Origin of the sequence: Bacillus mycoides (genome assembly GCF_001757995.1) — a bacterium.
GTDB classification, from domain to species: Bacteria; Bacillota; Bacilli; order Bacillales; family Bacillaceae_G; genus Bacillus_A; species Bacillus_A mycoides_B.
Genome location: NZ_LXLV01000025.1, coordinates 145,926 through 161,383, shown reverse-complemented (window position 1 = coordinate 161,383; position 15,458 = coordinate 145,926). Strand labels below are relative to the sequence as shown.

Annotated in this window: 9 protein-coding genes, 1 pseudogene and 2 other annotated features; of the genes and pseudogenes, 1 reads left to right on the top strand and 9 read right to left on the bottom strand. The window is 34.9% G+C overall.

The annotated features are described in order from the left end of the window. Window positions 1–31: 31 nt before the first annotated feature. Complete coding sequence (locus tag BWGOE10_RS10580; RefSeq protein WP_070142351.1) at window positions 32–1,543, bottom strand: M36 family metallopeptidase; 1,512 nt, start codon at window positions 1,541–1,543, stop codon at window positions 32–34. A gap of 235 nt (window positions 1,544–1,778) precedes the next feature. Here BWGOE10_RS10580 and BWGOE10_RS29790 point away from each other — a divergent pair. Beyond that, a pseudogene (locus BWGOE10_RS29790) lies at window positions 1,779–1,904 on the top strand (DUF418 domain-containing protein); the annotation flags it as partial. Between the two features lie 50 nt (window positions 1,905–1,954). Here the strand turns inward: BWGOE10_RS29790 and ileS are convergent. From ileS to BWGOE10_RS10545, 8 genes are all read right to left on the bottom strand, one after another. After that, the gene (ileS, locus tag BWGOE10_RS10575) at window positions 1,955–5,056 is read right to left on the bottom strand and encodes an isoleucine--tRNA ligase (protein ID WP_070142349.1); all 3,102 of its coding nucleotides are present in this window, start codon (window positions 5,054–5,056) and stop codon (window positions 1,955–1,957) included. 55 nt (window positions 5,057–5,111) lie between these two features. Beyond that, window positions 5,112–5,350 (bottom strand) — a binding site (T-box leader). Window positions 5,351–5,448: 98 nt separating this feature from the next. Then, entirely contained in the window at window positions 5,449–9,651 is a 4,203-nt protein-coding gene (locus BWGOE10_RS10570; protein WP_070142347.1) for a tetratricopeptide repeat protein, read from the bottom strand. A gap of 350 nt (window positions 9,652–10,001) precedes the next feature. Continuing rightward, window positions 10,002–10,775, bottom strand: a complete 774-nt coding sequence (locus tag BWGOE10_RS10565; protein WP_070142344.1) for an endonuclease/exonuclease/phosphatase family protein — start codon at window positions 10,773–10,775, stop codon at window positions 10,002–10,004. 27 nt (window positions 10,776–10,802) lie between these two features. Continuing rightward, window positions 10,803–11,681, bottom strand: coding sequence for a class I SAM-dependent methyltransferase (locus BWGOE10_RS10560; RefSeq protein WP_070142343.1), 879 nt, complete (start codon window positions 11,679–11,681; stop codon window positions 10,803–10,805). A 223-nt stretch (window positions 11,682–11,904) separates the two neighbouring features. Further along, window positions 11,905–12,123 (bottom strand): hypothetical protein, encoded by a 219-nt coding sequence (locus tag BWGOE10_RS10555; RefSeq protein ID WP_070142341.1) that lies wholly within the window; start codon window positions 12,121–12,123, stop codon window positions 11,905–11,907. A gap of 29 nt (window positions 12,124–12,152) precedes the next feature. Then, entirely contained in the window at window positions 12,153–12,482 is a 330-nt protein-coding gene (locus BWGOE10_RS29785; protein ID WP_078205517.1) for a DUF2085 domain-containing protein, read from the bottom strand. Window positions 12,483–12,653: 171 nt separating this feature from the next. Beyond that, a complete protein-coding gene (gene argS, locus BWGOE10_RS10550) occupies window positions 12,654–14,342 on the bottom strand; it encodes an arginine--tRNA ligase (RefSeq protein WP_070142339.1) in 1,689 nt (562 codons plus the stop codon). 45 nt (window positions 14,343–14,387) lie between these two features. Further along, window positions 14,388–14,602: a binding site (T-box leader), on the bottom strand. Window positions 14,603–14,642: 40 nt separating this feature from the next. Next, window positions 14,643–15,419: a class I SAM-dependent methyltransferase gene (locus BWGOE10_RS10545; protein WP_070142337.1), complete on the bottom strand. Its 777-nt coding sequence runs from the start codon at window positions 15,417–15,419 to the stop codon at window positions 14,643–14,645. Window positions 15,420–15,458: the final 39 nt, after the last annotated feature.

Sequence of the window (15,458 nt, the reverse complement as noted above, 5' to 3'; positions counted from 1 at the left end):
TCGTGGCTTATAAAAGCCACGACTTTTTTAATTAATTCGTACTAATTCCTCTCGCTGCCCAAATGCGATCAATTTCAGCCGCGTGTTGTCCGCCGTATAAAAGAGCATCTGCTTGCTTAATCGCTTTCGCTCCATCACGGAATTTCGCATTTGGCGTTAATGACCAATGTGATTGTAAAATAATTTTTGTTGCTACATCACGGCCAAAAGCCTGTGCCATTTCGTATTGGCCTTGAGCCCAAATTTCTCCATCATTATGCACTTCACTCGTTATATCTTTCGGGTATACTTTATTCGTATCTAATCGGCGTAAGCACGTCGGATCCGAACTAGAATAAGCGGTCGCATCCCATTCTCCAATACATGCTTTACCGTAACCTGTTGTCGATACTGCATCTTCATAAGTAGCACCTAAGAAGTCTCCAAACCCTTCTCCCATCGCTCCACCTTCTGGTGAACTTCCGAAGCCTGGTACTTGATTATCTTGAATAGAATGTCCATATTCATGCGCGATAATGCCCGCATCTTCTGCATCATCTACTCCGCCAGTACCGAAAGTTAAAGCTTTCGTTGATGGTGAATAAAATGAGTTATCATCAGTTGTACCATTTACATTCACTTTAATAGAACGATTATTAATATTGTTAATGCCTAATCCTTGAATGTAACGCTGTAATGTATCAATATGATAATATGACATAACATCTTCAAAACTATCATTTGCACGTGTAAAGTTAAATTGTAAGTTTGTAGATTTCGTCTTCGCTTTTGAAGAAATTGTTACATACTCACCAATTAAAAATCCTGTACCATCTAAACCTTTTAACGTAACAGTTTTCAATTGATTCGTTAGTGCTGTTGAATCTGCATCATTACTATCCTTTAATCCTGTTTTACTACCACTAGATACGACAGGATTAGGTAAAAATACTTTTCCTGTTCCTTCTGCTTTTCGGTTTATATCAACCTTTTTAATTAACTTTCCATTTTCTGCATCAATGAATGTTTCCCATGCACCGAATGGATTATTAGAATGGACTACCACTTTATATACTGGAAGAGCGACACCTTCTTCAACAATATATCCGAATTCTTTTTCTGTAGGAGCCCATAGATTTTGCTCACTTTCTCCTCCAACATACGCCATCGATTTTTGTTCTGCATCTTTTTCACTAATTTTTTTCGTAACTTCCTTCACACCTGTAACAGGCTGATAATCAGAAACGGCAAGTAATCCTTTTCCCTCACCGTTAAGAGTAACTGTAATTTGTTTTGAAAATACAGGAGCACCATTAACTACTTGTTGGAACCTAACATATGAAGCTACTGATGTTTCTGTTGTAGAAATATATTGTAAGTCTGAAAGGTCCGCCTTCAATCCATATTCCGTAGCATGTCCTTTTAAATATTCAATTGCTTTTTTCTGTGGTGAATAAGCTTCTAGCTTTACTTGCTGTTGTTTTTCCAATGCTGAAACTGTGGAAATTGTCCCCATTACTAATGGTACAGTCATTGCCATTGCCACCATTTTTTTGTTTAACATAAAACCACTCCCCCTAATAAATTGAACCCTTTACCCCATTCCTATAAGGCTATTACTGTCCACAAGTAACGAAATAAAGTGAATCTACGAGTAATTCTATACAAACAATTCTATTACCTTTACATTTTGGGTAAGTGAAATTTTCTCAATATTTATTTGTAAAACGAGAACAATACTTTAGCAATATATTTCTTTGTTCATTCCCTGAACCCTATACTGTTTAATGGCACATTAAACACTATTATTCGTTTTACTATTTGCTACTGGATTTTTCATTTTCAGTATTTTATTTAGCGTGTTTTGGAGAAAGAAATTTTCTAGAGGCCCTATCGAATCGATTATGTGGAAATTAGCCGGATAATTTCCCATCATACAAAAAGGAAGTTGGAATGATTCCAACTTCCTTTTCATTTAATTTGCTGGGCTCAGTTTGATGCGAACTTTTGTCTCACCTAATGAAAGCTCATCATCTTCTTTCGTTAATGCATGAAACGTAAATTGTTTTACGAGTAAATTTTCTTCTAATAACTCTTTATGGTTCGTTAATGTATGCTGCAATTCATCTTCTACATCAAGAGTAACATCAACTCGTAAGTTAACTGGTAAATTCAACTGCTTACGATATTCTTGAACTGCACGAATAAATTCACGTGCTACTCCTTCTTGTAACAATTCCTCAGTTACATTCGTATCTAACATAACCGTATATTGTCCATTAGTTGTATTAGAGAATCCTGATTTCGCAACTTTCTCTACTAATACATCTTCAGCCGTTACAACTACTTCATCTCCTGATGCTGCTTCGTAAATTGCTCTTTCTGTAGATACAAAGTTTTGTACTTCTTCTTGTGATAATTGTTTTAGCCAACCATTTACTGCATTCACATTCTTACCAAATTTCGGCCCCGCCGTTTTAAAATTCAGCTTTAATTGATAGGATGTATACTTCGTTTCATCGAGTTCAACATGGAATGCTTTCACATTTAGCTCATCCATAACGATATCACGATATGATTCCCAATCGATATCATTTTCGTTATGCTCAAGTAATACAAGCTCTGCTAACGGCTGTTTTACTTTTAATGAATGTTGATTACGATTACTTCTTCCAAGTTCAACAACTTGTAAAACAGCATCCATTTCCGCTTCTAACTGGGGCTGGATAAGTGATTCGTTTACAACCGGATAATCTGCTAAATGAACGCTGCTTCCTTCTAAATTCAGATGAATATCCTCAGCTACAAACGGTGTAAATGGTGCGATTAATTTACTAATTGTTACAAGCACTTCATGAAGTGTTTCATACGCAGCTGCTTTTTCAGGATTCATACCAGATTCCCAAAAACGATTGCGTGAACGTCTTACATACCAGTTACTCACTTCATCTACAAGAGCAGCAATTTCACGAGCTGCATTTGTGAATTGATAATCATCAAGTGCAGTTCTTACCTTTCTCGTTGTGCTATGCAATCTTGATAACACCCATTCATCTAATTTCGTACGTTTAATTTCATAATTTTCTTTTGAACTATAGTTATCTAAATTTGCATATAAGACGTAGAAACTATACACATTGACTAACGTATCTACAAATTTAGATTTCGCTTCTTGTACTGTTCTTTCAGAGAATCGCTTCGCATTCCACGGCGCACTATCAACAAGAAGAGCCCATCTTAGTGCATCCGCACCAAACTTCTCTACTAAATCAGCCGGATCTAGCGCGTTACCTTTACTTTTAGACATTTTCTGTCCTTCTTCATCTAGAACATGCCCTAGTGATAATACTCGTTTATATGGTACTTTCCCTGTATATAGCGCTGATACGGCTAATAAACTATAAAACCAGCCGCGTGTTTGATCAATTCCCTCTGCAATTACATCTGCTGGAAACTGTTCTTCAAACAACTCTTTATTTTCAAAGGGGTAATGATATTGCGCAAAAGGCATGGAACCACTATCAAACCAAACATCAATTACTTCTGGTGTACGATTCATTGTACTTCCGCATTTTTCACAACATACTTGCACTTCATCTACATATGGCTTATGCAATTCTAAATCTTCAGGTGTTTCTTTCATACTACGCTTTCTTAATTCGGCAATGCTTTTCGGTGAAAATTGATGATCGCAGCTTTCACATTCCCATACGTTTAACGGTGTTCCCCAATATCTATTCCGGCTAATATTCCAGTCCACCATATTTTCTAAAAACTTACCAAAGCGTCCGTGCTTCATATTGTCTGGATACCACGTAACAGAATCATTATTTTGTAAAAATGTTTCTTTAATCTCAGTTGTTCGGATTAACCAGCTTTCTCCTGCATAATAAAGTAATGGTGAATCACAGCGCCAACAATGTGGATAGCTGTGCTCATATTTTTCTTTATGATACAGCAAACCTTCCTTCGCTAAATAACGAACGATATCAACGTCACAACCTTTTACAAACTTTCCTTTTAAGAAGGGCACTGCTTCTGTATACTCACCTTTCTCATCTACAACATGTAAGAACGATAACCCTTCACTTTGAACGACTTTATAATCGTCCTCCCCATATGCTGGAGCGATATGAACGAGTCCTGTTCCACTATCTGCAGTTACAAAATCTGCCGCAATAACATGGTATCCATTTGTAACTTCTTTCATCGGAAACGGTGCTGTATACGATGTATTTAATAATTCTTCACCTTTATGAACAGATAGTACTTCATAGTTTTCTTTTAGTACTTCTTGTACACGTTCTTTCGCAACAATGTATACATATCCTTCTTGTTTCGCTTTAACGTATTCCATATTTGGATGTACGGCAAGTGCAACATTCGCTGGAAGTGTCCACGGTGTTGTCGTCCATCCAAGGAAATATTCATTTTCACTATCTTTCACTTTAAACTTAACTGTCGCGCTTAAATCTTTCACTGTTTTATATCCTTGTGCAACTTCATGTGAACTAAGAGATGTTTGACAGCTTGGGCAGTACGGTGAAACTCTATGCCCTTTATATAACAAGCCTTTTTCATGAATCGTCCCTAAAATATTCCATACACTTTCGATATATGGATTCTCTAAAGTAACGTACGGATCATCCATATCCACCCAATATCCAATACTCTCCGTAAATTCACGCCACTGCTTCTCATATGTGAATACACTCTCTTTACACTTTTGAATAAATGGTTCAATGCCATACTCTTCGATTTCATGTTTACCTGAAATACCAAGTTGCTTTTCAACACCTAATTCTACAGGTAATCCATGTGTATCCCATCCGGCTTTTCTTAACACTTTATATCCAGCCATCGTTTTATATCTCGCTACTAAATCTTTAATCGCCCGCCCAAGTGCATGGCCGACGTGTGGTAATCCGTTCGCTGTCGGTGGCCCTTCATAAAACACAAAAGATTGTGCACCTTCTCGATTCTGAATTGATTGCTCGAAAATACTTTGTTCATTCCACTGCTTACGAATACGTTTTTCTCTCCCTACAGCTGACTCTTTTACATCTACTTTTTTCATGTACAATCACTCCTTTGAATTTTTTAAAAAGCACACAAAAAACCCGTCCCTATGAAGTAGGGACGGGTTTACCCGCGTTACCACCCTAATTCTATTAGCTTTTCACTAATAGCACTTAGCAACGTACTAACATACGCGTTCTTTGTAACGGTAGACATCCGTCCGAGCTTACTTTATTCAGCCACGGCTCCTCGGAGATGATTTTCAAATAACGTCTGCACACCGACTTTCAGCAATACACCGGCTCTCTGGGGAACAGCTCACTATTTTACTCTTTCTCGTCTTCAGATTTGTATACTTTATTAAAAGTTATTTTATGCCATTGGGCAATTAATTGTCAACCAATTCAAAACATATTTTTATTTATACCCCTTTTCTCTATTCCTATACAATTACTTTTCAAACTCTCGCAATCCTGCTAAATCTTCATCTTCCTCTGCAAGTTCAGCGAAAAATCCTGTTTCATCTTCACGCAGCACAATTTCAAGTTCATCTCTTGCCTCTTCATTTCTGTTTAATGATGTTAAATAACAAGCATGATCGTATCTTGCTAACAAGTCAGTAGCATCAATTGCTAATATTTCACTTGTTATTTTTTCTGCCTTTGTCGTTTGCCCAGCTCTATGAAACGAAGATGCTAAAGCAAGAAGAATTGCCGTTTCATTTGGATGATGTACAGAAGCATCTTCTAATAAATAAATCGCATCTTCATACCTCTCTTGACTTTGATATACTTCTGCTAAAGCAAGGAATCCTCTACTTACAAATGGCGTTTTCTCAATTAATTGCAAGTAAATTTTTTCGGCTTTTCTTCCTTCGCCTAGCTTACATAATACATTCGCTTGTAAAAGAAGAGTATCATAATCATCCGGTAGCTCTCGAACCATTTGTTTCGTTAATTCAAAAGCATCTCGTAACATATCTTCTTCCTCACACTCAATGAAAAGATTTACAAGTTGCTTCGCTACATCATAATCCCACTTATTTTCTAACGATGTTTGTAATACCTCTATCGCTTCTTTATTCATCGCTGCATTCTCGTAAAATAGTGCAAAACGCTGCGCTGCCATACTATTTTTTGGATTTAACTTTAAGGAGATTTCAAATAAATCGATAATAACTGTAATCATTGAAATTTCCTTCGCACGATTTTTCATGCGATAAAATGCTCTTGTAAATATAGATTTTTTCGGTTGCTCATTTTGCTGCCTTTCTACTAATCTTTCGGCAACCGCAGTAGCTGCATACACAAACGCTGTACTTCTTTCTGCTTTTTTCACCTTTAGCGTATGAAGTGCGTCTCTTATTTGAGATACTTTTTTATGTTGCTCCATTGCTTTTACGTACACACCAAATATACGTTCACTTTCCAAATCTTTATGCATTACTTTCAGCGCAACTTCGATTGCTTCTGCACTCTGCTTTTTAACTAGTACTTTCGCATAATGATATAGTACTTCCACATGCGCTTCATCTATTTTCATTGCGCATTCAATATATTCTTTTTCTTTATTTACCTCATTCATCGCACCATATACATATGCAATTGCATCTAAACGCCATATTTCTGGTACCTCTTCTGCTAATTGTTCTAGTTCAACTAGCAATTCTTCATGAAGATTCAAATCTACTGAAAGCTGTGCCAAATATTCCATATTAATATGCAAAGGCTCTTCTTTCATTGCCTGGACCATATGACTTTGTTCTTTATAACTATTTTCTTCTTTTTCATATATTTCCGCTAGTTGCACATGTACACCTGTGAAATTCCCATTGAGTTCCAAACATGTTTCATACGCTTGTTTTGCTTCTGTCAATTGTCCTAATACCATATATGTTTCGCCGATTCGAAAATATGGAAATGCAGTTCTCTTTTGTTCTATTGCCTTGTTGTATCTCTTCATTGCTTGATCATACTGTCCAATAGATTCATATAAAACACCAGCGTAACAACCGTATTCAATTACTTCCGTTTTCTCTTTTTCTAACGTTCTTAAAAACGCTATGCCTCGTTGCACAAAAGCTGTGTCTTTTATTCGATTTACATACTCATCCAACACCGTCGCTATATTAGCGTATACTCTTCGTATACCGCTCTCTAATTTAGAAAGTGCAAGTTTTAACTCTTTTTCATCCCCACCTAATGCAATTTCAGCATCCCATAGCACCATGCCAGCATTCATAAGGAAATCTTGATTGTCTTCAAATTGCTTATTAATACTAACAATATAGTTTTTTGCATCCTTATATTGTTCCTTTGCCATATAAACTTGAGTTAAACCGAAATGGGCATATACATCTTCATTATTTTCTTCTAAAGAACGCTTATATATAGTTTCCGCTTCTTCAAGTTCATCATTTTGAAAATGCACATCTCCTAAACGAACATATAAAGATGCCTGATCTTCACAATTTTGAATTCCTTGTAATAAAATTCCCTTCACATTATTCCCATCATCCAAATCTGATTCATAGATTTCCGAAAGCTTCGTATATAAATACGCTGCCGTTTTATCTAATTGAATTGCTACTTTAAGTCCTTTTACCGCCAAATACACTTTTCCTAAATGCTGAGCACATCTTGCACGTTCATACCATATGTGCGCTTCATACTTATATTCTTTTAATAAATCATTAAAGAATCCATATGCTTCTTCATATCGTTCTAAATCTATTAAAATTAAACCGTGATTTACAAGTGTAAACCTTTCTGGGCTACGTTCTATAGCTGTTAGAGAATACTCTAGCCCCTTTTCGGATTGATCCATATACATGTATGATAATGCTAAGAAACTCCACGCAACTGGTTGATCTGCATCCAATTGTAATGATGAACGAAAACTAGCAATGGCTTCTGCATAATTATCTTGCTCAAAAGAATAACGTCCATTTATAAAATGATATAACGCTTGATTGCTTTTCTTCTCCACACTTTGAAGCATATGTCCTGCTTTTTCCATATCTTGCAGACGAATAAAACACTGTGCACTATGCAATTTCACAAAGTCAGAGCTCGGAAACTTTTCCATTAATTTTTCTATACAAAACTGAATAAAATCTTTATCTACTTCAGCATCTAAATGTTTAATCGTATATAGCCAAGTGTTTGGATTTTCACTTGTTTCTTTTAAAAATAGTACTAACTTTTCAATCCCCTCTTTATCTTGCTCAGCTAAATGATCTGTAAGTGAAAAGATTGTTTTATAATAAATGTGTTCTTCCTCATTTAAAAATGAAAGTTGTTCTATTCTATCTTTTGGTATAAACGTAATAGCTAAACAATCTGTATAACGATATTTTTCTTGCAACTTATCATATTCCACAAGAATTGGTTCCAAGAAATTCGGATCTTGAATATAAAAAGCTTGCAGTACATCGTCATAACCAGAAAGCACTTGTACATGGGAAGCGTGCTCAATATCTATACTTAATAAAACGGGAATACCTTGATTGAGTAATTTCTTATAATTTTCCTCATTCCCTTGAAAATAACGATATTCGTAACCTTGCTCTTCTATATATGTAACTGTATCTGAAAACTTAGAACCTGTTACATCAAAAATATGTTGTGCAATTTCATCTTGCGTACGTTTTTCTCCCCATACCCCTAACATCATTTCCAAACTAGTCGGAACGCAATAGTTATCCTTTTGTACAACCGGAACTATCGGTAAGCGCACCTTTTTTCCATCAGGATTTTTTTCTATATGATGATATAGAGAATTTTTTAAACTCTTTTCACTTTTCAATAGTGCTTGCAAATCGTGAATATTATTCATTTTATAAAATGCTTCTGCACGTAAATGTATAAAATAAGTTGTATATGCATGATGCGGAAGCATATGATTCATTTTATCTATTACCGCTAACATTTCTTCATAGCGCTCTAAATCTAATAAATATTTCACTTTTTCAAAATAGAAATATGGTACTTGAGGGAACTTTGCAATCGCATCATTAATGAGTTGTAATGCTCGCTGCTGGTCACCTTTATATGCATATAATTGCGCCAATAAGTACGTAGCTAACTCTTCACAATCTTTATGCTGCTGACCGGATAAAAGTTGTTCCTCTGCCTTCTCCCACTCACCAGTCTGTATATATAAGTAACCCCATTTATCAAAAACTGCACGCGTACTATGCTTTTCCGCCTTTTGCATATAGGCATAGGCCTCTTCATTTCGCTTCATATCTAGCAAACATCTAACTAACGTAAAGTATGCTTTCGTTAAAACATCCGCATCAGTTTCCTCTTCATTTACCTTTTCCAAAGAATCTTTTAATAATTGTTCAGCATCAAGGATTTTACGCTCATCAATTAATTCATCACAATATAAAGAGAGCGTTCTCATATTTGGGAATTTTTTATAAGTATAACGAATTAAAAAGGAGCTATATTGATGCATCAAACCTTCATCAGCAAGACGAATTAATGTATCAAACTCCTTAGCTGACGAGACGTTAGAAAGCCATTTCTTCACGTATGATAACTTATTCGTTTCTTTTATATGCGCAATTTCATTATTTATCTCATGTAATCCATCTAGGAATCTCTTTTCTTTCAAACAAATCTCTAATTGCTTAAAATCTAGCATGCATTCACCTCAAATTATTATTTATACTGCCATTTGCAAGCAGTATTCTAACCTACTTGCTTAGATTTTACACATCATATAGTATGCATTCAACTAAAACCTCATATAATGAACGATATTATTTAATATTATTCAAGTTTATAACTAAATATCTTAAAAACATTGATTTTTATGGGAATTTTGTTTAATTTGATGAAATATCATGTGTTATTAGAACATCGATTTTATCCTCTTTTTTGAGGCTTCATTCAGTGGATGAAATTATATCAACGATTCGACAAGATATATCGATTTACCGACAAAAATGACAATTATCCCATCTTCTATTTCATACTATTAGCGAGGTTGTTTCACTTATCAAATTTTAAATCCACAAAAACACCGTAATGATCACTTGGGAATATGCATGATGAAGTTAGTACTGAACCTGCAAATATTGATATATTTTCTATATTTTGAAATTCAAACGCGTCATTTTCTTGTATCATAACCCAATCATATCGTCCTCCTTGCTTTTCATCCCCTATTAAGTTTGTATTCTTTCCATAATCTAAAGTTGGCTGAGCACGAATGTTATCTTGATTTTCTTTAAACTGAGCCATATCTATCCATTGATTACTTATTAAGTATTGATGCACCCCTGAATGTGGATCATCATTAAAATCACCACATAATAATTCGTAGCCACTACCTCTGTTTTTAATCCAATTATTCACGGTATTCATTTGCTCTTTTCTTACCTTACTAGATTTCCAATTTAAATGAACATTCGTTATCCCGAGCTTATACTCTTTATATTTTAACATAATTCGAATGGCACAATAATTCGATTCCTCTATACCTGTTTCCCAAATAGCTTCTTCAGCTAAGATAGGAATTTTACTTAAAAAAGCTAGGCCTTCATCTGGAGAATCTGGATACTCTTTAAATACACAAACCGGATATCCAGTTTGATCTGCTATATACTGCGCAACATTTTTCTTTGGTCCATAAGTAACACAACTTCTAACTTCCTGTAGAGCAAGAATATGAGGAGCAACATTTTGAACTTCCTCACAAATAGCCTCTAATCTCTCTGACCACAAAGTTTGATGATTCCAAATGTTGAGGGTAGCAATTCTCATTATATCCCTACTTTTCTAACATTAAATTTATCTCCTTATTTCACCGTATGTAATTTTCATATTAGGGGCATATACCAAAGCAGAATGTATATGAAACACTTCAAAAAATCGTAGTTCTGCTTCATATTGAGCGAGCGCTTCAGCAAATGTTAAGCCCCGACTCATTAAACGGTCTATAAATTGTTGTTTTTCACCTGGATTACTAGCAATCCCCTCTTCTTTTAGAGAATTATATAATCCTTGCTTATCATTTTGATTTAAATTAGGATCTAAAAAATTCACTTTATCACTTACTCTACATTCAATATTTTTAACACCTAATTCACTTAAATACATTGGTATTTTCATGCCAATATTGCCATCTTTACCACTTCTGTGTGCATCTTCTTCAAATAACTTCTGCAAAACACCAAGCTGGATAATTTCCGATTGAATTAATCTGTCTAGCGTGTATGAGGACATATTAGAAATCCAATTCGGCTCAAAACATATTATCTTTCCTCCCTCCTTAATTGAATTTATCATTTTTTGCAACATCGTTTTGGGCGAATTCATATGTAATAAGAAAGCATGACTGACAGCTATATCATATTTATTTTCCAATTCAATTTCTGTAGCATCTTCTTCAATAAATTCTGATTCATATGGAAGCGAACGAAACAACTCTCTCGCTTCAGCTATTAATGCTTCCCCGCTATCAATACCTGTATACTTTGATCCATTTGGAAGTAACGGCAACAAAATTAAACCTAAGTAGCCATACCCACAACCGTAATCAACAATATGTACTGGCTCAGAAATCTTCCAAACTGTATTTACTAAAAAACTTAAATAATCATCGTTATAATATAAATCTCTCGTATTTCTTAAATACTCTAGCTTACTATTCCAATCATACTCTTCCAAGTACAACACCTCCTTTTATATACAAAACTAAAGTTCTCCATTCAATAAACGTATTCCTATATTTCTAATATTTTTAGAGATGTTTAGTTCTAATTATTGCGTTAAATCGTACATGTTCTTTACTCTCCACCTATTTGACCAACTAATTTTAAAAAAAAATAAAAAGGATTACATACCTGAAACGATATATAATCCTTTTCATAAAAAAGAAATACATAGAAGTTTAGATAGTACAATCACAATCTGAGCAATCGGTACAATCTATTAAGTCACAATCTAAATTTCTCTTTTTTTTGCTTCTTTTTAAATAAAAATATAGTAGCACCATAAATAATAGGCAAATAACAAAAGCTATTGTTGCTTCTATATATTTTTCATGAATGATAAAACCAATTCCACTTCCACCTGATATAAAAATTAGAATTATGTAAATCCAAAACATGTAAGTAGCTACCTCCGTTGATATGTGGTTTAAGATGTAATCCATATAATACTAGATGCAATAAATAGTCCCATACCATTACCGCTTAATAAGCCGGTAGTTACTCTTAGCAAATTTGTGCTGCTTCGCCATTTCCACTTTTGGGTGAATCCATCAATTAATAATGGAATTTGAGCAAAAAAGGATAGCATTAATGAGAGACTAAACGAAGGTGTTATTAAAAAGTAAATTGGAAACATACATAAACCAATAAACATACCTGTGCATCGCGCACATAAAGGCATGTATTTTTGTAGTTTAAGAAAACTCCTTTCCGGTAGTCTATGACAAGGAATGTTTAAAATGAAACTTCGAATCAATACGGACCATCCTCTCTACAAATATTTTAATTGATTTAGTAACAAAATTATAGAATTCTTACACTTCGTAGCGTATAACACTTTATAAATAAGAATTTATTTAAGAAAATACAAAAAGACAAATCAGGTTAATGACCGTCTGATTTGCCTTTTTGTTACAAAATTATTATTTTACATCTCCTCAGGTGCCTCCACCCCAAGTAAACGTAACCCCTCTTTTAATACAACCGTCACAGCATAAGCTAATGCGAGTCTGCTGTCTTTCTCTTCGCTCTCTTCCAATATACGAACATTACCGTAATATTTATTGAACGCCTGTGCTACATCTAATACGTATTTTGAAATAATAGATGGCTCATTTTTATTGAAAGCCGCTTCAATTACTTGAGGGAATTTATTGAGTAACTTTACGACGCTCCAGCTGTAATCGTCTTTTAATTCAAAATTACACGTTTCAAATTCCACACTTTCTTTTCTTAAAATTGAACAAGCACGCGCATGCGTATACTGTACATACGGTCCTGTTTCTCCTTCAAATTTCAACATATTTTCTAATGAAAATTCGATATTATGCATACGCTCATTTTTTAAATCGTGGAAGATAACCGCTCCAACACCGACTTGTTTTGCCACTTCTTCTTTTTGTTTTAAATTAGGATTCTTCTCTTCAATATTTTGTTCCGCAAGTGCAACAGCTTCTTCTAACACTTCTTCTAATAAAATAATTCTGCCCTTACGTGTCGACATTTTCTTACCGTCTTTTAAAATGAATCCAAACGGTACATGTTCCATCCCGTCAACCCAGTTGTAGCCGAGCTTTTTTAATACAGTGAAAAATTGATTAAAATGTAAACTTTGTTCTGGGCCAACTACATATAGAGCTTTATCAAATTCGTATGTGTTTTGACGATACAAAGCAGCTGTTAAATCACGCGTTGCATAAATAGTCGCACCATCTGATTTTCTAATTAAACATGGCGGCATACCTTCTTCTTCTAAATTAACGACTAATGCCCCTTCTGATTCTTCCAGTAAGTCGTGCTCTTCTAAAATCCCAACAAAGTCTTCCATTTTATCGTTATAGAAAGCTTCTCCTTGAAAGTTTGTAAATTCCACACCGAGAAGTTCATAAATGCGGGAAAATTCTTTTAAAGATTCATGACGGAACCAATTCCATAGTTCGACTGCTTCTTCATCACCTTCTTCTAATTTTTTAAACCAAGCACGACCTTCTTCTTCTAGTACTTTGTTCTCTTTTACTTCTTCATGGAATTGAACATATAACTTAAATAATTCACGTATTGGATCCTCTTTAACTACTTCTTCATTTCCCCATTTTTTATATGCGGTAATTAACTTTCCAAACTGTGTTCCCCAATCCCCAATATAATTAATTCCGACAACTTCATATCCACACTTTTCGGCGATATGTTTCAGCGAATTGCCGATCATTGTAGAACGTAAATGCCCCATTGAAAAAGGTTTCGCGATATTAGGAGAGGAATAATCGATAACTACCGTTTTTTCACATCCAAAGTAATTTTGACCGTACTCCTCTTTCTCCGCTAAAATTGTTTTTAATACTTCATCACTTACTGTTTCACGATTGAAAAATACATTTACATAAGGATCAACGGCCTCTACTTTCGTAAAGAACGGATCATTTAATTTCTCCGCCACTTCCTTTGCGATAATAGCTGGTGCTTTTTTATATTCCTTCGCAAGTGAAAAACATGGGAATGCTGCATCTCCAAATTCATCTTGCTTCGGTGTTTCAATTAAATCTAAAATTTGACTTTGTGTTAATTCATTCGCAAGAATATTTGATAAACTTTCCGCAAACTTTTTTTTATACTCCATACTACAACCTCCTTATTTTTTGAAACACAAAAAACTCGTCTCTATATAAGAGACGAGTTTTAACCCGTGGTACCACCCTTGTTGTTCATTCCGAACCACTTTCCCGTTTATAACGAGGACAGGGGGCCTCGGCTTACTCTACTATTCGTTCAAGAAGCGTCTCCGAAGTGCGCTTCATCTTTTTCTTCTGCACTAGGCTCACACCATCCCTAGCTCGCTTTCCTTCTGAAAAAGACTACTCTCTTCATCACAGACAGTATATTTAATTAATTATTGCTTATTATACATCTTTTCAAACAATTAGCAAGGGTCAATTACACCAAAATGAAACTTAGCACTTTTTCTTTTGTATACGTGAAAATTGTGTTTTTCAAATCTAGAACTACGGAAATGATCTTTCAGAACGACACATTTTCTCGCCACACGCTTCGCTTCTGCAATTGTTTCGTCAGTAATATCATGATACAAAGCGAAGTGTTTTAACCCTTTAATTCCATCTGATTCTATGACAGTTTCTTCAAACATCGGATCAAGGTAAACAACGTCATAACTATTATCTTCACATTGTTTTAAAAATGAAAAATGCTCTGTTTGCTTTACATCGATTCTTTGCATTGCCTCATCGATTTCAGAAACGGATGAAGACCATGTTTTCAAGCCTTTCCCCATGATATAAGCCATATATTCGTTTCCTTCAAGCCCTGTTACTTTTCCACTTTCGCCAACAATATAACTAGCTACAATACTATCTGATGCCATACCTAGCGTACAATCTAATACTCTCATTCCGCTCTCTAATTTAGCAGCTTGTACAAACGGATCGTGTTCTCCGCGCATTAACCTTTTCACACGAAACATCGCTGAGTTTGGATGAAAGAAAAACGACTCTTCCGTACCTTTCGGATAAATAGCTAATCGGTTTTTCCCTACGACAAGTACATCTTGTTCATACTGCTCATGTAGTTTATGTACAGGTATATCATTACGGATAACGAAAGAACTTTGTAACTCTTCTGCTACCTTTTTTGCATAATCTGTCATTTCTTTATTTGTTCTTCCGGCTGTTGTTACTATCATTGTTTCACCTCTATATAAAGAAAAGAGGGAGATTTACTC